This is a genomic window from Echinicola sediminis, assembly GCF_054777495.1.
Window position 1 is genome coordinate 41,727 of sequence record NZ_BAAHAP010000018.1, and the last position, 20,015, is coordinate 61,741.

Below are 20,015 nucleotides of genomic sequence, written 5' to 3' on the forward strand. Positions count from 1 at the left end.
AATTTATAGTTGGTTTAAATTTTTAAAACCTTCCTGGATCTTTGAAATTGCATCAAAGGAATCATCGAGGTTTATTACTCCTTTGCCAAATTTGTGCCAAAAACCATCTCCGCAGTCAATATATTGGCCCCGTTTTTTCGGCAATGCTTCCGTGGCCGTTTCATAATCATAATCGGGAAGGTAGATATTGGACAGTAATTGGCGGCTTTCGTCCCAATCCATTTCTTTGATCTCCCCATTGACCTCTACAATGACTTTGCGGACTGAAAATTTCACGGTCAGAATATATTCTGTGACAGATTCTTTGGTGATATCTCGGTACCTGATCGTCAAAGGCGCCTCTCGATGGTTGATCTCGTAAATGGCCTGGATGAATTCTTGGGTGAGCATGTGCCATTCTTCCTGGTTAAGGGGGATGCTTCTGGCGATTTTTCCATGGATATCTTTTCCCAGAATTTTTATTCCACCATTTTCATCCAAGTCTTTTTTGTTGGACCATTTGCTGGAAGCATAACAGGATTTTATGGGATTTTCCCAGACTTTTGGCAATTCTCCCACAAACTCAAAATCATCATCCACATTAAATCCTTCGGATAGAATTTCTTCTTCGGATAATTCTTCCCTATCAGTATAATGGATGCTGAACTGGGTGTTGATGAAGTCTTTTTCAAAGCCAATCTTTAATTTGAAGACATTGCTGAAGGGAGGGGGGACTATTCCTGAGTTAAATTCTATTTCCAGTCTTTTGATATCGTCGGATTTAAGAAACATTGTTGATACTACTTGGGAGTTGTTTGAAATGGGCTTGCATTTATTTAAATGCAAAATTATGGTTTTCTGGAGAAATATTGGCGTAATTTTGCGCACAAAAACAGCGAGGTATGGAAAACCTGTATGAAGCTATCGCCAACGGGCTTTATGAAAAAGGTTGGTATATAGTCGATCGATTTATTTCCGATGATTTTAGGCGTGAGCTTTTTGAGGAACAGCAGGAGATATTGTTTCATGGCCAATTCAGGCATGCGGGGGTAGGTAAAGGAGAAGGGTTTCAGATAAAACCGGAAATCAGGAGCGATAAGGTGTTTTGGATGAACCACCTTGAGCTGACCCCTTTACAGGCCAAATATTGGGAGAAAATGGAAAGCATCAGGGAAGGTGTCAATCAGCGTTGCTTTCTAGGCTTACGTTCTTTTGAGGCTCATTTTGCCATGTACCCTCCCGGGTCTTTTTATCTCCGCCATTTGGACCAATTCCAAAACGTAAAGTACCGGGTAGTGACCACGATTTTGTATTTGAACGATGAGTGGTCTGAGGAGGATGGAGGAGCTCTGAGGATGTACCTGCCAAATGAAGATGGGGAGGAAACCGTTTTTGATGTTTATCCCGAAGGCGGCAAGTTAGTGGTTTTTATGAGCGGGGAAATTCCTCATGAGGTTTTGCCTACCCGAAAAGAAAGGGTAAGTGTTACTGGCTGGTTAAGAGATGTGGAGTACTAACTATTGGGTTGGACCTGAAGATAAGACAACTTAGTTAATCGGATCGATTTTTTTCTATTGGCGAATTAGAATTCAGGTCGGATTTTGCTGTAAAAAAACAAAGCCTGTGAATCAATCGAATCACAGGCTTTGTTTCATTTATATGTTTTGAAGGATTATGCTTCCACATTAAGTGCTTTAGCCATTACCTCACCGATTTCCGCTGGTGATTCAGCTACATGGATGCCGTTCTCTCTCATAATTCTCATTTTCGCTTCTGCAGTATCATCAGCTCCACCAATGATAGCGCCGGCATGTCCCATTCTTCTGCCTGGAGGTGCTGTTTGGCCAGCAATGAAACCTACAACTGGCTTCTTGTTACCATCAGCTTTGATCCATCTTGCTGCTTCAGCTTCATAATTACCGCCGATTTCACCGATCATAACGATAGCATCTGTTTCTGGGTCTTCCATCAATAGCTGTACGGCCTGCTTGGTAGACGTACCAATGATAGGGTCACCTCCGATACCGATCGCAGTGGATACACCTAAGCCCGCTTTTGCGATTTGGTCAGCAGCCTCATAAGTAAGCGTTCCCGATTTAGAAACAATCCCCACTCTGCCTTGCTTGAACACGAAACCGGGCATGATACCCACTTTGGCTTCGCCAGGAGTAATGACTCCAGGACAGTTAGGGCCGATCAAAATGGCGCCTCTCTCTTTGATGTAAGGCTTGGCCACCATCATATCTTTTACGGGAATTCCTTCAGTAATGGCGATGATTACTTTAATACCAGCATCAGCAGCTTCCATGATTGCGTCAGCAGCAAAGGCAGGTGGAACAAATATAATTGAGGTATCAGCTCCAGTTGTATTTACAGCTTCAGCTACAGAGTTGAAAACAGGCTTGCCCAAATGGGTGTTGCCGCCTTTTCCTGGAGTTACACCGCCAACTACATTGGTACCGTACTCAATCATTTGTTGCGCGTGAAACGAACCCTCGGATCCAGTAAAGCCCTGGACGATTACTTTGGAATCTTTATTTACTAAAACACTCATGATGCTATTTTTAAAGTTCGGATACAAAAATAAAAGATTAAGACCTAGTACAAAAAAGAAAAGGAAAAACATTGTCAAATTTAATTAATTTAAAAAGATGTTTTTCCAGTTTTAGGAAGACCCTAAGGAGAGATAAAATGCCTTCACTGTTTGTTTTGAGGTGTTTTTTGAGGCTTGATTTCTTGACGGTTCATGTAAAACAATTATAAGTCGATTAAATTAAGAGTCAAGACAAAAGATAAATAGAAGGGAGTCCCCTATAGAAAAGCATTCAGTGTTGCTAAAAAAGAGAATGGCCTCAGTCTGTAGTTGAAATGCAAATGGGATGTTTCGAAGGTGTTGAAAAACGCAGTAAGTAGGGGGAGAAAGGTCAAGTAGCGTTAAAATTGCCCGTCAATTAATTAATATTGTTAATATTGTGAAGAAATTTATTTAAGGGCCATTTTTGACATAAACTACAATCTATGCTAGCACTGAAAATACTAATAGTGGAAGACGATAATGTATCCGCTCTTCTGCTAAAAAAAGCGCTGGAGAAGAACCATCATGAAATTTTGGGCGTAGCAGCAACCGGTGAAGAAGCGCTGGAAATGATGGACAACAGTATAGTGGATTTGGTGATGATGGACATTAATCTGGGAGGGGAACTTGATGGCATCAAGACCACTGAAATTATCAATGAAAAATACCGCATCCCGGTGGTTTACCTGACTGCTAGCTCTGATGAGGCCACCCTCCAAAAGATTGCAGGAACCAACCCCAGTGCTTATGTCATCAAGCCCTTTAATATTAGGGAGCTCAATATGATGATTGAGCTGGCTATTTTTAAGGATAAAAAGGAGAAAGAGCTGCAGAAACTGAACAATGAGCTGGAAGAAAAGGTGAGAAAGCGGACTGCAGATCTCAAAGAGGCCAACCGAGAGCTCAAAAAAGCGCTTGAAAAGGAACGGGAGATCGGAGAATTGAAGTCCAGGATTGTTCAGAACGTATCGCATGGTTTTAAGACTCCTTTGACTTCCATCTTGAGCTCTGCCCAGTTGCTGCAGATTTATGCCGAAAAGGACCATCCCTTGAAGCAGAAGTTTATGAAGCATTCCAAGAAGATCGAAAACTCGGTAAGGAACCTGAACAGCCTGTTGACCTCTGTTTTGTTTTTTGGAAAAGCTGATGCCGATAAGATTGATTATAAACCGGCGAGGTTTTTTACAGCGGCTTTTTTTAATGAAGTTTTGGATGTGGTGAAAGCCAATAATGACAATGAAGTGACGATCAACACTTCCTTTACCAATGTGCCAAAGACCATGAAGTCCGATACCGAGTTGCTCTATCAGGTATTTGAGAACTTATTGTCAAATGCCGTCAAGTATTCAAAAGAAAAGGGGGTGGTTGATTTCAGCGTAAAGGTGGAGGACAATATATTGGAAGCAGAAGTAAAAGACAATGGTATAGGCATCCCCGAGAAAGAGCAGTCGCAATTGTTTGATCGGTTTTTTAGGGCAAAAAATGTAGGGATTACAGAAGGTTCCGGTTTGGGGCTGTCCATCGTCAAGAAATGTGTAGACGTGCTCAAAGGTGAAATCTCCATGGAAAGCAAGGCGGGAGAAGGCTCGACTTTTGTTGTAAAGATTCCCATGGATTAATCCGGATTAGGTATGATATTGGTGCAAGATATTTCATTTCAGTATGGTGGGGCTTCTCCCATTGAAATACCAAAAATAGCGCTGGAGCAAGGCCAGGAATTACTGATTTTAGGTAAGTCTGGAAGCGGAAAAACTACTGTGCTGAACATTTTAGGAGGTTTGCTCAGGCCTCAGTCAGGAAAGGTAATGATAGATAACAAGGATTTGTATGCGCTGAAGGGAGCTTCATTGGACAAGTTCAGAGGTGCAAATATCGGCATGGTCTTTCAAAAGCCCCATATCCTGGGGCCTCTTACGGTGGGAGAAAATTTACAGCTGGCCCAATATTTTTCTGCCAAAGCTGATCGGAAGATGATTGATAAAATTCTCGCCGACTTAGGTATTGATCATAAGAAACATGCAAAAGTAAGTGAGTTAAGTGAAGGTGAGGCACAGCGGGTATCTATTGCCCGGGCACTGGTGAATAACCCTAAGGTTATCCTGGCGGATGAACCTACGGCAAGTTTGGATGATGAGAATGCAGCCTTGGTCATCAAAATGCTCAAAGAGCAGGCCCAAAAGATGCACTCGGCGCTGATTGTAGTTACACACGACCAAAGGGTGAAAGATCATGTGGGCAATCATATTACGATGGGAGGTGACAGATGAACATGATAAAACTTAGCTGGAAATATTTGGTTTCCAAACCACTTAACACTGGCTTGAATATCTTGTTACTTGCTTTGGGCCTGGCCATTATAACTGTACTGCTATTGATGCAGCACCAATTTGAAAACCAGATGAGCAAGGATGCGGAGGGAGTCGATTTGGTGGTAGGGGCAAAAGGCAGTCCTTTACAGCTTATTCTGTCCAGTGTATACCATATCGATTTTCCTACGGGAAATATTGACTTGAAGGAGGCCAAAGGGATTTCCAGAAATCGCTTGATCAAAAAATCCATACCTCTGGGGCTTGGGGATAATTATCAAGGCTATCGCATTGTAGGGACCAACCATGACTACCTGGATTTATATGGAGTGAGTTTTTTAGAGGGAAAGGCCTGGGAAAAGCCATTTGATGTAGTGCTGGGAAGCGATGTGGCTCAAAAACTGGGGATGAACGTAGGGGATACCTTTTCAGGATCACATGGTATCGGTAGTAGCAGCCACGAACATGATCACCACGATTATGTGGTCACGGGTGTTTTGGCTCCATCTGGGAAGGTGGTGGATAAACTGGTGTTGACGAGCTTAGAGTCCGTTTGGTTTACCCATGATGAAGAGGAAGAGCACGATCATGCGGCGATGGAGAAGGATGTGGTCAAAAGAGGTTTTCCAAGTACAGATGAGGATAGGGAGGTGACGACGTTGTTGATTCAGTATAGAGGTCCAATGGCGGCCGTTCAACTTCCGCGATTTATCAATAGCCGCAGTTCGTTGCAGGCTGCATCTCCCACATTTGAGATAGCGAGGCTGTTTGAGCTCCTTGGGGTAGGGATCAAACTGGTTAAAGGCTTGGCTTTTGTCATTATTTTCATCGCAGGTTTGGGCATATTCATTGCCCTATATAATTCTTTAAAAGAAAGAAAGTACGATTTGGCCGTTATGAGAACCATTGGAGCCTCTAAAGGGCAGTTGTTCCTGCACATAGTACTGGAAGGGCTGATCCTCACTTCACTGGGGGCAGTGGTAGGGATAGGTATGGGGCACCTTTTTCTTTCAATATTGGTTATTGGGCAGGAGCAAGGGGCGCTAAGTGGAATATCAGCATGGGTGTTTATGAAAGAAGAAGCTTTGATTGTCCTCTATGCGGTCAGCGTAGGGGTAGTGGCTTCTCTCATACCGGCCTTAGGCGCTTACCGAACAGATATTGCCAAACAATTGACCAAATAGTAACAGAGATAAATTATGAGATTAACGTTTAGTATTTTAGTTGCTTTTTTGCTTTTACCTATCGGTTTTGCCAAGGCTCAGGAGGGCAGTGTGTGGAAGACCTTGACTGAGGTAAACTATGAAATCGGAGAGGATGAATATGGAGAACTTTATTTACCGGTGTTCAGCGAAAAGATAAAGAAGCTGGAAGGGACGGAAGTGTCGGCCGAAGGCTATATTATCCCTTTTGAGGGGATGTTTAAGCCGGAGCACATTATCCTTTCATCATTGCCTTTGGCCGAATGCTTTTTCTGCGGATCGGGAGGTCCTGAGACGGTCATGGAAGTGATGATGAAGGATCCAATTGAGTACACTTCCAAGAGGGTAAAAGTCAAAGGGAAACTTAAACTCAATGCCAAGGATCCCGAAAAGCTGATGTATATTTTGACGGATGCGGAGCTGATATTGTAAAGAAAAACGCCATTATAATTTGGCGTTTTTCTTTTCCATGACTTCAAAGGCAGCCATCAACTTTTTGGTGCTTTCCCCCACCAGTCCTGAACCCACAGGCTGTCCGTCTATTTGGGTAATGGGGAGGATGCGTTTGGTGGTGCTGCTCATAAATATTTCGTCTGCCTCCAGTAGCTCGTCCAGCCGGGTGTCCCGGACTTGAATAGCGCTGTCCAGTTCCAGTATTCTTTTTCGGGTGATCCCCATCAAAATGTTCTGTTTAGGGGTGCTGATGGTTCCGTTCTTTACGATAAAAATGTTACTTCTAGAGCTTTCAGAAATCAGGCCATTGTGGTGGTAAAGTACATCTTCGGCTTTCTTTTCTTCCCATTCCGCACTTAGGTACACTGGCAGTGCATAATTGGTGGTTTTAATTTCGGGGATCGGCCTGATGTATTCGGCGGTGAGCAGGTTCACTCCTTTAGAATATTTTTGGGCTGAGGGCATCAGCAATTCTTCACAGAAGATGAATAAACTGCTGTCTGAGGGAGAGAAGTGGTTTTCTGAAACTCCACCTGAAATAACCATTCTAATGCCCCCTTGTTCCAGGCTGTTTTTGTCAATAAGCTCTGTGATGATACTTTTTAATTGATTGTCGTCATATTTCAACGTAAGGTGGGCCCTTTCTGATGACTGGATAAATCTGTTCAGGTAATCGTCCAAAAACAAAGCGCGGTAATTTACCGTCCTGAAGAAATCAAAAACACCGTATCCTCTGATCAATCCAATGTCCAATGGATGCAGGCTGGCATTCTCGCTTTTTATGATTTGGTCCTTAGCAAAACAAAATGGTTTCATATTGGTATTCGTATTGTTTTAGTTTTATATTTGCAATCATGTTGCATAAAATTAAGAAAAGCTCTTTTTCCAATTCTGATGTAATCGGCTTCACCGCCTCAATGACCTGTCTGGTACACTGTATGGTTTTTCCTGTTTTGGTGTCCTTAGGATTTGTTCTGGACCATGACAATCACCCCAACGCACATTTCTGGGATTATGTTTTTGTCCTGCTGGCCATTTATGCCGTTTACCAGACCAATAAACATCAAAAACTTGCCACAGTAAAAATAAGTTTTTGGGTGGTAGTTTCTTTATTTTCCACCAGTATTCTTTTGCATGATTGGCACCCCGCTATGATTTATATTTCCGTAGCAGCCTCCATAGTGCTCATAGGCTTGCACGTCTTTAGCTGGTTTAGCGGCAGAAAGTGCAGTGTTTTGAAGAAATAGTTTTTTATTGAAATGAATTTGCTGAAATTTAGCCGTTTTAAAAAAAATACAGATGTCATGAAAACCTTCTCAAAACTGGTAATACTAGGTGGAATAGTAATGGCCCTTGCGTCCTGTAACAGCGGAAAAGGGGAAGTGGAGAACTTAAAGAGTGAAGTGATCGGTATCCATGATGAGGTGATGCCTCTTATGGGAGAACTTAAATCGGAACAAAAACGCATACAACAAAAGGCGGATGAACTGGAGAGAGCGGATTCCGTGGCCAACAGGAGTGATGTTGAGCATTTGCGAGGAGTTGTGGTTAAGCTTGATGAAGCCTACGAGGGGATGTTTGTCTGGATGAGGCAGTATAGTGGAGAGCTCGAAGGGATGGAGGAAAAAGAGGCCATCAGTTATCTGAGCGATCAAAAAGAGTTGGTGGTCAAGGTCAATGAAGATATAAAAAAGGCCTTGGAAGAGGCGGGCAAAATAGAGGAGTAAGGCTGTTGCTTACTCCTCTAAATATTTTTTGACAGCATTGGCATCGATCAGTTTTTCCGAATTCCCAAATACGGAAAAGATATAGGTGGCGATTTCGGCTATTTCTAAATTGGATAAATGCGGATTACCTGGCATGGGTTGATTATACCCGATACCATTGACGGTGATTTCACCTTTGAGACCGTTTTTGATGATGTTGACCGTGCGCCCCACGTCTTCGGACATGTAGTCCGCGTTTTTTAGCGGAGGGATCAGCTGTCCCAGTCCCGTACCGTTTTTTTGGTGGCAGTTTGCACAGTAATTTTCATAGAGTGTTTGGCCTTCCACAGCATATTGGCGGGTTTTGAGGTCCTTGATGTCATTTAACGAAATACGATCTTCCCCATTCTTCTTTCCCTTATCACAGCTCCCCAAAAGGGACAGGGAGAAAAGTAAAAAGAGTACATTAAACCCCTTTCTCATTTTTGTTCAACAGTTTAGGAATGTCTTTAATAAGTTTGTCCACCTGGTCTTCTTTGGTGCCGTCATACACACCTCGGATTCGTCCTTTTTGATCAATCAATATAAAGGCTCCACTGTGAAGAAATCCACCGGGTTCATTCTTGTCTTCCATGGCAGTGGCCAGATAGCTGGTTTGGCCTATCTCAAAGATTTTTTCCTGCTCCCCGGTGAGAAAGTGCCAAGTGGAGGCGTCTTCTATTCCCAAGCGTACTGAATAGTCTTTTAATACCTTTTCGGTGTCAAAAGTAGGGTCTATGGAGTGACTTAATATCTGGAAATCAGGATGGCTTTTGAATTTTTCGTAGACCCTGAGCATTTGTGTCTTCATTACCGGACAAATGGTCGGGCAGGATGTAAAGAAGAAGTCCGCCACATATACCTTTCCTTTTACCTCATTATTGGTAATGGTATTGCCATCCTGGTTCGTAAAAGAGAAGGGGGCAATGGTATGATAAATGGTATCCGTAACCTTATTGCCATCTACTGTTTTTTCTTCTGTTTCCTTAAAACCTAAAAATGGCAATTCCTTGTTGTCTGATTTGGAGGTGCAGTTCCAAACCAGTAAAACACTGGCAAGTAGTGTTAAAAGGACGAGGTGATGTTTTAGCATTTTTATCAATTTTTTGACGAAGACTTGATGTTTCTACTCTTTTCGCGTTGCTTTTTGTAAATTTTTATGCCTGCCATCAGTAATCCGCTGAAGAGCAACAGCCCTACCAGTCCCCAAGCCATGTTGACGAGGTTTTTCAGGACAATTAGGAATACAATCGCAAATAAGAGGATTGTGGCAGCTTCATTCCAGATCCTGAGTTTGGTGGAGCTCCATTTGGCGATGCCATTTTGAAGGTCTTTGTAGATGCTGTGGCACATGAAGTGATAGATGTACAGCAGGGCTACGAAGCCCAGTTTGGCGTGCATAAAGCCCATTTCCAAATATCCCCAACGGAAAGAAAGCGTCCAGGTTCCGAAAATCAGGGTTAAAATAGCGGAGGGCCAGGTGATTCCCAGCCAAAGCCTTTTGGCCATTAGGGCGAGTTGCGGTGAGAGGATTTTTTGTTCTTCAGGGCTCCTTTCCAGTGTTTCGGTTTGATAAATAAACAACCTGACGATATAAAAAAGGCCTGCAAACCAAGTGACAATAAATATTATATGTAGTGCTTTTACATATTCAAACCCCATATCCAAATTTTTCCCCTAAATTAATGGTTTAAGGGTAAACAACCTTGTATAACTATGAAAACTAAACGGCTCTATTACCTGCTCGGCCTAGCAGTGTCGGTACTGATAGTATGGATGGTCAGTGATACTTTTACACAGCCTGGGGTCAGCGATCTTTCCATGGAATTTGTGGAGAAGGCAAAGTACAGGAATGAAAACAATACGGGGCCTATCAAAAGGGTGTATGCGGTGGCCGTAACGGACACCCTTTGGGCAGAAATGGAGAAGTATGGCCGCTTGATGCCACATACCAAATATGGAAATACCCAGGTGTATTTCTTTTTGGGTGAAATGAATACGCCTTTAAAAGTAGAAGAAGCGATGCCCTATTTTGAGAAACAATTTGAAGAGCATTGTGTAGGCAGGTTTGAAAAGAAGGCCATGGGGGAGGAAGGTTTTAAGAAATATCCCTTTGGACGCTAGGGCTGTTTTGTTCTGAAAAATAAATGATAAATTTTTGATGTTGAAATCCAATAGGGAAAGATTGAGCCCTGAACAGTACTGTGAGGGTATCCGGAAAGGAGACCGGGCGATGCTCTCCCGCGCGATTACATTGGTGGAGAGCAAACTTGAAAGTGATCAGGAGTTGACGGATCAGGTGATTGACATGGTGATGCCATTTACTGGAAACAGTATCAGGGTAGGAATAACCGGAGCACCAGGGGTCGGTAAAAGTACTTTTATAGAGTATTTTGGACAGCTGCTTCTGCAAAAGGGGCATAAGCTGGCTGTCCTGACGGTGGATCCTTCCAGTGTGCATTCAGGAGGAAGCATTTTGGCAGACAAGACCCGGATGGAAGTGCTAGCAAAGTCACCCAAAGCATTTATCCGTCCTTCGCCCAGCGCGCGAAATTTAGGAGGGGTGGGCGCCAAGACCAGAGAGGCCTTGCTGTTGTGTGAGGCTTCAGGGTATGATGTTGTTTTGGTGGAAACGGTAGGCGTAGGGCAGTCTGAGGTGACCGTGAAGGAGATGGTTGACTTTTTCCTGTTTCTGGTCCAGCCAGGTGCTGGGGATGAATTGCAAGGGGTGAAAAGAGGGATAATGGAGATGGCTGATGCCATAGCGGTCAATAAAGCTGATGGAGACAACCTGGCCAGCGCTAAACAAACTCAGCTTGAGCTGTCCGAGGCCTGTAAGTTATTGCCCTTAGGCCAAGAAGACTGGTCGGTAAAAGTGGAGTTAGTTTCGGCATTGGAACAAAATGGCTTGGAGAAAGTGTGGGAATTGATCTTACAGTTTATGGATAAGATGAAGAAAAACGGTTTTTTTGAATCCCATCGAGCTGAACAACGGATTCACTGGTTTTACACACATGTTCAGCAAACCCTGGAAGATAGATTTTACCAAAGTCCGCAAATAAAGGACAGCGTGGAACGTGTATTGACAGAAGTGAAAAATGGTCAAGCTTCGCCTAAATCTATGGCAAGGAATTTGGTAGAGGGGTTTTTAAAAAAATAGTTGATTACAGATGATGTCTTTTAAAATGATCAAGCTTGCAGTAGCTTTTTTTGTATTGTTTTTTGGCCTAACAGCCTGCGCTCAAAATAAGCGGGAAAAAGCGGATATTTTGGGTTTTAAGGAAGCTGTCTTTCAGAAAAGTGCCTGTGTTGGAGAAGAGGAAACCTGCGCTGAGGTGAAAATAAACTACCCTGAGTTTACCGGGCCCCGAGAGCTTTCGTCTTGGTTAAACCTCCATGTAAAAGAGCAGTTGCTAATGTATTTGACTTGGGGTGAAACGGCAACGGCGGCGGATAGTCTGGGAGCAGCGGCTGATATGTTTTTGGACGAATTTGTGGCATACGGAACCGAATTTCCTGAATCAGTTCATGGCTGGTTTAATCAGGTAGAAGGGAAGGTCAATGTGCTGGAAGGGAATTTGCTTTCTATGGTTTTCTCCAACAGTACTTATACAGGAGGAGCGCATCCTAACCACACCGTGTTGTTTATGAATTTTGATCTGGAGGAAAGGTATTTGTTGAAAAACGGAGACATAATTCTGGACGAGCCCGCATTGTTTAAAATGGCAGAGGAGGCTTTTCGTGAATACCATGAGGTGGATCCAGAGGTGAGTTTAGAGGAGGATGGTAGGTTTTTCCTTCAGGAAGGCAGTTTCTTTCTCCCCAAAGCGATGGGGTATGAGGACGGGAATTTCATAATGGTCTATAATAGTTATGAAATAGGTCCTTATTCCATGGGACAGACGGAGTTGAGTTTTCCGCTAAAAGACTTAAAGGGAATTGTACGACAGTAAAAAAGGGGATAGCCCCCTTTTTTAGTATGATCTCATTTTGAATTTTTTACGTTGTTCGTTGATGGCATTCCTAAAAGCAGTATCTGTTTCCATTAGGTCATTGACGGTTTGAACGGCGTGAATCACGGTACTGTGGTCCCTTCCCCCGAAGTGATAGCCTATGGATTTTAAGGAATGATTGGTGAATTCCTTAGAGAAATACATGGCCACCTGACGGGCCACCACGATTTCTTTTTTACGTGTTTTGGCCTTCAGGTCATCCAGCTTTATGCCGTAGTAATCAGAGACCGTTTTCTGGATGAAATCAATTCCAACCTCTGTCTCAATGTCCTTAACGATGTTTTTCATGATCGTTTTGGCCAATCCAAGATCGATCTCTACGCGGTTGAGTGAGGCGTGTGCAATCAAAGAAATCAATACCCCTTCAAGCTCCCTGATATTGGTGTCTACTGTATAGGCCAGGTATTCAATGACATCATCCGGTATGTAAATGCCCTCAGTTTGCATTTTGCGTTTGATGATGGCCACCCTGGTTTCAAAGTCCGGCATGTGCAGGTCGGCAGTCAGGCCCCATTTAAAACGGGACAGCAGCCTTTCTTCAAGCCCTTTGAGGTCCTTTGGTGGACAGTCAGAGGTCATGATAATCTGCTTCTTGCTTTGATGGAGGTGGTTAAAGATGTGGAAAAACATTTCCTGCGTTCGGTCTTTGCCAGCAAGAAACTGAATGTCGTCAATGATCAACACATCCACCTGCATGTAAAAGTTGGTAAAGGTTTTGACATTACCGTCTTTAATGGAGTCCATGAATTGGTTGACAAACTTTTCTGAGGATACATACAGGACAAATTTTTCCTCAGGGCCGTTTTTGATTTCGTTGCCTATGGCCTGAACCAAGTGGGTTTTTCCAAGACCTACCCCGCCATAAACCATCAAAGGGTTAAAAGAGGTGACCCCAGGTTTGGTGGCAACGGCATAACCTGCAGAGCGGGCCAATCGATTGCAGTCTCCTTCTATATAAGAATTAAAGGTGTAATTAGGATTGAGGTTGGACTGTAGCAAGGCTTCACTGTCCAGGGTTTTCATATCAAAAGGACTCCTGCGTTCTTGCTGATCTATTTTGTCCGGGCTTTTCTTTTTATTCGGACTGATATTCCCCTGTGGGTAGCTCACTACATAGGGCTGGTTTTGGGAGTTACCACGGTCCACGACCACGGCATATTCCAATTTGCCATTGGGGCCAAGGATATTCTTAATGGCAAGCTTAAGTACCTGGACATAATTGTCTTCCAGCCACTCATAAAAAAATTGACTTGGAACTTGAATGGTAAGCACAGAGCCCTCCAGTCTAACCGGGTTTATTGGTTTAAACCAGGTGGAAAAACTCTGTTCGTTTACGTGCTCTTCTATGACACGTAAACACTCGTCCCATACTGCTTTTGCCTCTGAACTCATTTAGAATTGGTTACAAGAAAGAATTTAAGATTTCCCACTTCACCATAGAAGGGCAACAAATTTGGGGAAAATATATCTAAATTAAAAATCAAAATTTTCTTGACTTAGCTTGTGTTTGGCTTAGGGATCATCTTAATAATTAATCTTTTAATTTTTTGTTTTTTTTAAGTTGATTGATCAATTCATCAAGCGGGAACACCCACTTTCATTCTCTTACTATAATGGGACTTTTAATCTGTACCATATTTGGGTAAATTATGCAGGATGGCTATGGCAAGGATAGCCCGCTACTTTATCGATCTACCAATTTGGAATATACAAAAAAAATGGAGGAATTAGAACAGCTATTGTTGAACCCGAAATATTCATTAGCTTATCTACGCCACGGCGCACAAGTATTACGGACTGATCCGCGGCGGATAAAATCAGTCGCTTTGCTTCTGTTTTCGACTCTGCCTGGCGGCTAGACAGGTTTACCATCCGCCGCGGCCTCAGTCTCCAAACAGCCTGATTTTCTTGCATTTTCAGCCTGTCCCGACAGTAGTCGGGACAGGCTACTACGATCACTTATGAATAATCCGGGTTGAAGAGACCAAGGGGTTAGATCATCTCGATTAAAAATGTTATTTTCATAACAAAGCCGAATCGTAACAAATGGTGTGTCGAAAACAATTTACCCAGATATGACTCAAAAATCTTTTTATGGATTTCCCTTTCCCACTAAAGCGGAATGGATCACACAAGCCTTAAGGGACACCAATTTGGAAAAGGCCGAGCAGTTGGCGTATTGGAATAAGGTCGAAGAAATTAAAGTGCCTCCTATTTTTACACAGGAGGATATTCAGGGACTTGAGTGGCTAGTGAAATATGACAACCTTTTGTCACCATCCAACAGCCAGGGAAATGAAAGCGGGTGGGAGAATGTTGCCACTATTGATCTTGATGAAGAAGCACAAAGTGGAATTGAACAGACCTTGAATTTAGGGATAGATGGAGTGATTCTAAGCTGGTCGGGCAAAGGGGATTTAAAAGAGCTGTTAGCAGGAGTTTCGCCGGAATATATCTCCATCTGGCTTAAACCTAAGATAAAACAAATGGAGGTGCTCAAGGGGTTTTTAAAGTGGTTTGAGGGTGAGGGACTTCCCGTGGAAACTTTGAGGGGAGGTTTTTTATTTGACCCTCTATCGGGTCTTTTGGAAAAGGTAGGGGCAGAAGAAACTGGACAGATGCTGAACGAGATCAATAAGCTTACCCGGAAGTATCCACGGTTTATAGGGCACTGTGTGGATTTTGGTGTTTATCTGGACGCCGGGGGAAATACGGTGCAGCAACTGACTTACGGTCTAGGGGTAATGATCGAAAGCATGGACATGCTGCATAAGCGAGGAGGGAGAGCCCAGGATTTCTTGGATAATTTCTTTGTAAGTGCAGGAGTAGGTGGCGATTATTTTTTTAACATCGCCAAGCTGAAGGTTTTACGGATTTTGATTGGACAAATTGCATCTTTATACGGAGTGAAAGTCGATCCAGGTAAACTGAAGGTCTTTGTGTCCACGGCGATTTGGAACAAATCCCATTTGGAGATGGAGACCAATATGGTGAGAAATACCCTGGAAGCCATGATGGCTGTACAAGGAGGGGCAAATGTAATCTATGTAAGGCCTCACGATTTTCTGACAGGGAACATCCATCTTCGCTCGAAGAGGATCGCCACCAATGTCTCCAATATTCTCAAAATGGAAGGGCATTTTGATAAGGTGGCGGACCTAACTGCAGGGTCCTACTACCTCTATTATTTGCAGGATACCATTTATAATAAGGTAGTGGAAAGGTTAAAATCGTTGGAAGAGCAGGGGGGCTGGCAAGCTGCGTTCGAATCGGGGAGCATTCAGCGCGAGGTTAGAAAGGTCAGGGAGAGGCAAGTGGATGAAATGCTGGAGGGGGAGAAGATTTTAGTAGGAGTAAATGCTTACTCATCCGGAGTAGAGGTGGAGACGGACAGCATGTGGACAAATCGGATTGAAGCCGAGAGGCAATTGCTGCCCGTCGTTAAAAGTTTAATGTTTGCAAATCGTAAAGTCCAAAAGTCATGAGGCCGGATTTAAATTTATTGAAAAAAGAAGCCCAAGGGGAATTCAAAAAGGGGCTAAGGGAAGAATGGAAATCTCCTGAGGGAGTTGCTGTGCCCTATTCTTTTGAAGCAGGGAACCGGCAGGAGTGGGGGCATCTAGGCTATGGGGCAGGTATAGCTCCCTATCTGCGCGGGCCTTACAGTACGATGTACTTTAGCAGGTCTTGGACCGTAAGGCAATATGCAGGGTTTTCTACAGCGACCGCCTCCAATGAGTTTTATAGGAAAAACCTTTTGGCAGGACAAAAGGGATTGTCGGTGGCTTTTGACCTGGCCACCCATAGAGGCTATGATTCGGATCACCCCAGGGTTTCCGGAGATGTGGGGATGGCAGGGGTGGCAATAGATTCAGTGGAAGATATGAAGGTGCTTTTTGATCAAATACCGCTGGATAAAATGTCGGTTTCTATGACCATGAACGGAGCGGTGATTCCTGTCATGGCATTTTATATTGTGGCGGCAGAGGAGCAGGGCGTACAACCAGCGCTTCTTAAAGGAACCATCCAAAATGATATTTTGAAGGAGTTTATGGTCAGGAATACCTACATCTATCCTCTGAAGCCTTCTATGCGCATCATCGCGGATATTTTTGCTTATACTGCCGAACATATGCCGAATTTTAATTCCATCTCAATTTCAGGTTATCACATGCATGAGGCAGGGGCAACGGCTGATTTGGAGCTGGCCTATACTTTGGCGGATGGGCTTGAGTACGTAAGGGCAGGGTTGAAGGCAGGGCTTAAAATGGATGATTTTGTACCGAGGCTGTCATTTTTCTGGGGGGTGGGGATGAACCATTTTATGGAAATTGCTAAAATGAGGGCCGGGCGGCTTTTATGGGCGAAATTGATGGAAGGTTTTTCCCCGAAAAATCCCAAATCCCAGATGTTGAGGGCGCATTGTCAAACCTCAGGCTGGTCACTTACCGAACAGGATGCTTTTAACAATGTGAGCAGAACGACCATTGAGGCAATTGCGGCGGTTTTGGGGCATACCCAGTCCCTGCATACCAATGCCTTTGATGAAGCCATGGCCTTGCCAACTGACTTTTCCGCAAAAATAGCCAGGAATACTCAGCTCGTGTTAAGGGAGGAATTGGGCTTGACCCGGACCGTAGATCCACTAGGGGGCGGGTATTATTTGGAGTACCTAACCGATCAGCTGGTGGATAAAGCCTGGGGCCATATCCAAGAAGTGGAAAGGGCTGGGGGGATGGTCAAGGCTTTGGAACTGGGCTTCCCCAAGCGTAAGATTGAAGAGGCTGCAGCCAGAAAGCAGGCGCGGATAGAAAGCGGGCAAGAGGTGATCGTTGGGGTGAATAAGTTTAAGGTGGAAGAAGACCATGATTTTGAAATTCTTGAAGTGGATAATGAGCAGGTAAGGAAAGAGCAGGTGCAGCGACTTCAGGAAATAAAAGCCAGCAGGGATGAAAAGGCCGTGGAGGAGGCACTCGAAGATATTACGCAGGCTGCCGGGAGCGGAGAAGGAAATTTGCTGGACTTGGCTGTAGTGGCCGCCAGAAGAAGGGCTACTTTGGGTGAAATATCATATGCTATGGAAAAAACGTTTGGAAGGTATAAAACGAGCGGTAAAGCGCTATCGGGAGTGTATGGAAAAGAAGCTGGCCAGAGCGAATGGTTCAAGAAAGCACAGGGCTTAGCGGTAGAATTTGAAGCCATTGAGGGAAGAAGGCCAAGGATTTTGATCGCCAAAATGGGGCAGGATGGTCATGATAGAGGGGCAAAGGTCATAGCCTCGGGCTTTGCAGACATGGGGTTTGACGTGGATATAGGGCCTTTGTTTCAGACTCCGGAAGAAGTGGCTAGGCAAGCAGTGGAAAATGATGTCCATCTGGTCGGGGTTTCTTCTTTGGCCGGCGGACATAAAACACTGGTCCCCTTACTGGTGGAGGCACTCAAAAAAGAAGGGAGGGATGATATCAAAGTAGTCGCTGGAGGGATTATCCCGGCAAAAGATCAAGAAGTGTTGCTCGCGTCAGGGGTGATGAAGGTCTTTGGTCCAGGGACGGTGTTGCCAAAAGCAGCTATTGAGATTCTTGAAGAATTAATGGAGTAATTAACGATTTGAATAGTCAATTGAAACAGTTTTTCAGAACTCATAAACTGTTTCCTTCTGACCTTGCGGCTTTATATTTTTTAACCTGGGCCAGATATGATTCATACTTTTGGAATAAAGCGGGTAAAAAAAAGAAGTTGGCCGTTCGATTGGTCAACTTCTTTTTTATAATTTAAAATGATTTTTAGTTCTCTTCTCCACGGAGCTTGAACACAGCGCCCTCCAGTAATTCGCTGATTCTGATTTGACAGGCCAAACGGCTTGTTGGAAAGAGCTCAGGAAGGGTTTCCAATTGATCAAGTTCTACGTCTGTGGCTTCGCCCAATCCGTCTTTGCCGTCCAATACTTCAACGTGACAGGTGGCGCAAAGGGCCATGCCGCCACAAGTGGCAAGGACAGGATATTCGGAGGCTTTTAAGACCTCCATCAGGCTTAATCCCATATCTCCGGGAGCTTCTATCGATTGACGGTTGCCGTCGTGATCTTCTACTTCAAATGTTACCATGCTGCAAAATTACAATTAAAATGCATTTACGCCATTAACCGTGGTGTATTTAAAACTTAGTTTTTGGTCAGGATACACATATTTAAAAGCACTGTGGCACATTAATGCCGCTTCGTGGAAACCGCAAAGAATGAGCTTCAGTTTATTTTCGTACGTATTGATGTCTCCGACGGCATAGATTCTTTCTACGTTGGTAGAGTAATCTGTCGTGTCCACTTCAATGGCGTTTTTATCAATGTTCAGTCCCCATTCGGCTATTGGGCCTAATTTAGGGCTAAGTCCAAACAATGGAATAAGGTAATCGGCATCGATGGTGATTTCTTCCTTTGCCTTGTTTTTCATGGTGACACTTTGAAGGTGACCGTTGCCGGAAATCTTCGTCAGGTTGGAGCTTAGGATAAGGTCGATTTTACCGTTGTTGGCTAAGTCAAAAACCTTGGCAGCAGAATCAGGGGCACCACGGAAGGTCTCGTTTCTGTGTACCAAAGTAACTTTCTTCGCTACGCTGGAAAGGAAAATGGTCCAGTCCAATGCGGAGTCTCCACCGCCGGCGAGGATGACGTTTTTATCCCTGAACTTCTCAGGATCTTTTACCATGTAGGTAATGCCTTTGCCTTCAAAATTTTCTAAGTTTTCCAATACGGGTTTTCTAGGCTCGAAACAGCCCAGGCCGCCTGCAATGACAATTACCTTTGCATGTATTTTGGTCTTGTCACTGGTGGTCAATACAAAAGAACCGTCATCTTGTTTGGTAAGGTGGTCAACTCTCTCTCCTAAGGTAAAAGTGGGGTTGAATGGTTCGATTTGTTTCATCAGGTTATCCACCAGTTCCTGGGCCTTCACCTCAGGGTAGCCGGGGATATCATAAATGGGTTTTTGCGGATAGATCTCAGAGAGCTGTCCGCCTACCTGAGGCAATGCGTCGATCAGGTGACAACGCATTTTCAGCAAACCTGCTTCAAATACAGTGAATAATCCTACAGGTCCCGCTCCGATGATGCAAATGTCAGTTGTTATCATGGTATGAATGTGTATTTACTTCGCTTTAGAAATTGGAATTGGTTATTTTCCTGCAAATATATAGAGGAAAAAAGGGAATTCCATATCTTATTTAAAACTGTTCTAAATTACTGTATATGGTATTGAGGATTCTTTTGAATTCCTCAAAGTCCTTTTGCCCCAGATTCTCCCAAGCTTTTTCCCGGATAGAACTAACTTTTGGTTTTAGCTCTTCCACTTTTTCCAGCCCGTCGGCTGTTAACAAAAGTTGAAGACTCCTTCGATCTTCGGGATGGGGCCCCCTTTCTACATAGCCCTTTTTACAAAGTATATCAATGATCCTGGTCAAAGTAGGCTGATCCTTAAAAACCATCGCTGCCAATTCTGTTTGGCTGATATCTTCGTTTTCAGAAAGTTGTTTTAAGACCAGCCACTGGTCCACCGTGACGTCAAAATCTCCATTCTTGAATTTTTGCTGTGCATATTGTTTGACCCGTCTGGCTGTTCTGTCCAGCAAAAAGGAATATTGACTAAATTGTTCTTTTGTCATCGCAATTATTAGTATGACAAATATAAAGGAAAAATGTTTCAGGAAAAACAAAACCCCATAAAAAAGATAGGGTTTATGAGTTTTAATTT

At 43.7% G+C, this 20,015-nt stretch carries 22 protein-coding genes; 12 read left to right on the top strand and 10 right to left on the bottom strand.

Annotation, left to right across the window (positions count from 1 at the left end):
- Nucleotides 1-3: 3 nt before the first annotated feature.
- Nucleotides 4-771 (bottom strand): hypothetical protein, encoded by a 768-nt coding sequence (locus ACYVAA_RS06760; RefSeq protein ID WP_460539807.1) that lies wholly within the window; start codon nt 769-771, stop codon nt 4-6.
- Nucleotides 772-881: 110 nt separating this feature from the next.
- Here ACYVAA_RS06760 and ACYVAA_RS06765 point away from each other — a divergent pair, with 110 nt between their 5' ends.
- On the top strand, nt 882-1,496 hold the full coding sequence (locus tag ACYVAA_RS06765; RefSeq protein WP_460539809.1) for a 2OG-Fe(II) oxygenase: 615 nt from the start codon (nt 882-884) through the stop codon (nt 1,494-1,496).
- Between the two features lie 155 nt (nt 1,497-1,651).
- Here ACYVAA_RS06765 and sucD read toward each other — a convergent pair whose 3' ends face one another.
- Nucleotides 1,652-2,533 (bottom strand): succinate--CoA ligase subunit alpha, encoded by an 882-nt coding sequence (gene sucD / locus ACYVAA_RS06770; RefSeq protein ID WP_460539811.1) that lies wholly within the window; start codon nt 2,531-2,533, stop codon nt 1,652-1,654.
- 464 nt (nt 2,534-2,997) lie between these two features.
- On the opposite strand from sucD, the gene ACYVAA_RS06775 reads away from it, so the two are divergent.
- From ACYVAA_RS06775 to ACYVAA_RS06790, 4 genes are read left to right on the top strand one after another with little or no spacing between them, the layout of a single operon-like run.
- On the top strand, nt 2,998-4,173 hold the full coding sequence (locus tag ACYVAA_RS06775; protein ID WP_460539813.1) for a hybrid sensor histidine kinase/response regulator: 1,176 nt from the start codon (nt 2,998-3,000) through the stop codon (nt 4,171-4,173).
- 12 nt (nt 4,174-4,185) lie between these two features.
- A complete protein-coding gene (locus ACYVAA_RS06780) occupies nt 4,186-4,821 on the top strand; it encodes an ABC transporter ATP-binding protein (RefSeq protein ID WP_460539816.1) in 636 nt (211 codons plus the stop codon).
- Nucleotides 4,818-6,044 carry an ABC transporter permease gene (locus tag ACYVAA_RS06785; RefSeq protein ID WP_460539818.1) on the top strand — a complete coding sequence of 409 codons (1,227 nt, stop codon included), beginning with the start codon at nt 4,818-4,820 and terminating at the stop codon, nt 6,042-6,044. The genes ACYVAA_RS06780 and ACYVAA_RS06785 overlap by 4 nt, the downstream gene beginning before the upstream one ends.
- A gap of 15 nt (nt 6,045-6,059) precedes the next feature.
- Nucleotides 6,060-6,494, top strand: a complete 435-nt coding sequence (locus ACYVAA_RS06790; RefSeq protein ID WP_460539820.1) for a hypothetical protein — start codon at nt 6,060-6,062, stop codon at nt 6,492-6,494.
- A 12-nt stretch (nt 6,495-6,506) separates the two neighbouring features.
- On the opposite strand, the gene ACYVAA_RS06795 is transcribed toward ACYVAA_RS06790, so the two are convergent.
- Nucleotides 6,507-7,331 carry an aminotransferase class IV gene (locus ACYVAA_RS06795; protein ID WP_460539822.1) on the bottom strand — a complete coding sequence of 275 codons (825 nt, stop codon included), beginning with the start codon at nt 7,329-7,331 and terminating at the stop codon, nt 6,507-6,509.
- Nucleotides 7,332-7,369: 38 nt separating this feature from the next.
- Between ACYVAA_RS06795 and ACYVAA_RS06800 the strand changes: the two genes are divergently transcribed.
- Nucleotides 7,370-7,762 (top strand): MerC domain-containing protein, encoded by a 393-nt coding sequence (locus ACYVAA_RS06800; RefSeq protein WP_460539824.1) that lies wholly within the window; start codon nt 7,370-7,372, stop codon nt 7,760-7,762.
- A 57-nt stretch (nt 7,763-7,819) separates the two neighbouring features.
- Nucleotides 7,820-8,242, top strand: coding sequence for a hypothetical protein (locus tag ACYVAA_RS06805; protein ID WP_460539826.1), 423 nt, complete (start codon nt 7,820-7,822; stop codon nt 8,240-8,242).
- 9 nt (nt 8,243-8,251) lie between these two features.
- On the opposite strand, the gene ACYVAA_RS06810 is transcribed toward ACYVAA_RS06805, so the two are convergent.
- The 3 genes from ACYVAA_RS06810 to ACYVAA_RS06820 are packed head-to-tail and all read right to left on the bottom strand — an operon-like array spanning nt 8,252 to nt 9,922.
- A complete protein-coding gene (locus ACYVAA_RS06810; RefSeq protein WP_460539828.1) occupies nt 8,252-8,704 on the bottom strand; it encodes a c-type cytochrome in 453 nt (150 codons plus the stop codon).
- On the bottom strand, nt 8,688-9,353 hold the full coding sequence (locus ACYVAA_RS06815; RefSeq protein ID WP_460539830.1) for an SCO family protein: 666 nt from the start codon (nt 9,351-9,353) through the stop codon (nt 8,688-8,690). The genes ACYVAA_RS06810 and ACYVAA_RS06815 overlap by 17 nt, the downstream gene beginning before the upstream one ends.
- Nucleotides 9,354-9,358: 5 nt before the next feature.
- Nucleotides 9,359-9,922, bottom strand: a complete 564-nt coding sequence (locus ACYVAA_RS06820; RefSeq protein ID WP_460539832.1) for a CopD family protein — start codon at nt 9,920-9,922, stop codon at nt 9,359-9,361.
- A gap of 54 nt (nt 9,923-9,976) precedes the next feature.
- Here ACYVAA_RS06820 and ACYVAA_RS06825 point away from each other — a divergent pair, with 54 nt between their 5' ends.
- The 3 genes from ACYVAA_RS06825 to ACYVAA_RS06835 are packed head-to-tail and all read left to right on the top strand — an operon-like array spanning nt 9,977 to nt 12,213.
- On the top strand, nt 9,977-10,384 hold the full coding sequence (locus tag ACYVAA_RS06825) for a hypothetical protein (protein ID WP_460539834.1): 408 nt from the start codon (nt 9,977-9,979) through the stop codon (nt 10,382-10,384).
- A 37-nt stretch (nt 10,385-10,421) separates the two neighbouring features.
- Nucleotides 10,422-11,420, top strand: coding sequence for an ArgK/MeaB family GTPase (meaB, locus tag ACYVAA_RS06830; RefSeq protein WP_460539836.1), 999 nt, complete (start codon nt 10,422-10,424; stop codon nt 11,418-11,420).
- Nucleotides 11,421-11,430: 10 nt separating this feature from the next.
- Complete coding sequence (locus ACYVAA_RS06835; RefSeq protein ID WP_460539838.1) at nt 11,431-12,213, top strand: DUF3298 and DUF4163 domain-containing protein; 783 nt, start codon at nt 11,431-11,433, stop codon at nt 12,211-12,213.
- 21 nt (nt 12,214-12,234) lie between these two features.
- On the opposite strand, the gene dnaA is transcribed toward ACYVAA_RS06835, so the two are convergent.
- Nucleotides 12,235-13,665: a chromosomal replication initiator protein DnaA gene (gene dnaA, locus ACYVAA_RS06840; RefSeq protein ID WP_460539840.1), complete on the bottom strand. Its 1,431-nt coding sequence runs from the start codon at nt 13,663-13,665 to the stop codon at nt 12,235-12,237.
- 683 nt (nt 13,666-14,348) lie between these two features.
- Between dnaA and ACYVAA_RS06845 the strand changes: the two genes are divergently transcribed.
- Nucleotides 14,349-15,758 carry a methylmalonyl-CoA mutase family protein gene (locus ACYVAA_RS06845; protein WP_460539842.1) on the top strand — a complete coding sequence of 470 codons (1,410 nt, stop codon included), beginning with the start codon at nt 14,349-14,351 and terminating at the stop codon, nt 15,756-15,758.
- Nucleotides 15,755-17,872, top strand: coding sequence for a methylmalonyl-CoA mutase (gene scpA / locus ACYVAA_RS06850; protein ID WP_460539844.1), 2,118 nt, complete (start codon nt 15,755-15,757; stop codon nt 17,870-17,872). The genes ACYVAA_RS06845 and scpA overlap by 4 nt, the downstream gene beginning before the upstream one ends.
- A 184-nt stretch (nt 17,873-18,056) precedes the next feature.
- Here scpA and ACYVAA_RS06855 read toward each other — a convergent pair whose 3' ends face one another.
- The 3 genes from ACYVAA_RS06855 to ACYVAA_RS06865 all read right to left on the bottom strand — a co-directional run bounded on the left by ACYVAA_RS06855 (nt 18,057) and on the right by ACYVAA_RS06865 (nt 19,926).
- Entirely contained in the window at nt 18,057-18,377 is a 321-nt protein-coding gene (locus ACYVAA_RS06855; RefSeq protein ID WP_460539846.1) for a 2Fe-2S iron-sulfur cluster-binding family protein, read from the bottom strand.
- Nucleotides 18,378-18,392: 15 nt separating this feature from the next.
- Nucleotides 18,393-19,397: an NAD(P)/FAD-dependent oxidoreductase gene (locus ACYVAA_RS06860; RefSeq protein WP_460539848.1), complete on the bottom strand. Its 1,005-nt coding sequence runs from the start codon at nt 19,395-19,397 to the stop codon at nt 18,393-18,395.
- Nucleotides 19,398-19,488: 91 nt separating this feature from the next.
- The gene (locus tag ACYVAA_RS06865) at nt 19,489-19,926 is read right to left on the bottom strand and encodes a MarR family winged helix-turn-helix transcriptional regulator (RefSeq protein ID WP_460539850.1); all 438 of its coding nucleotides are present in this window, start codon (nt 19,924-19,926) and stop codon (nt 19,489-19,491) included.
- Between the last annotated feature and the right edge of the window lie 89 nt (nt 19,927-20,015).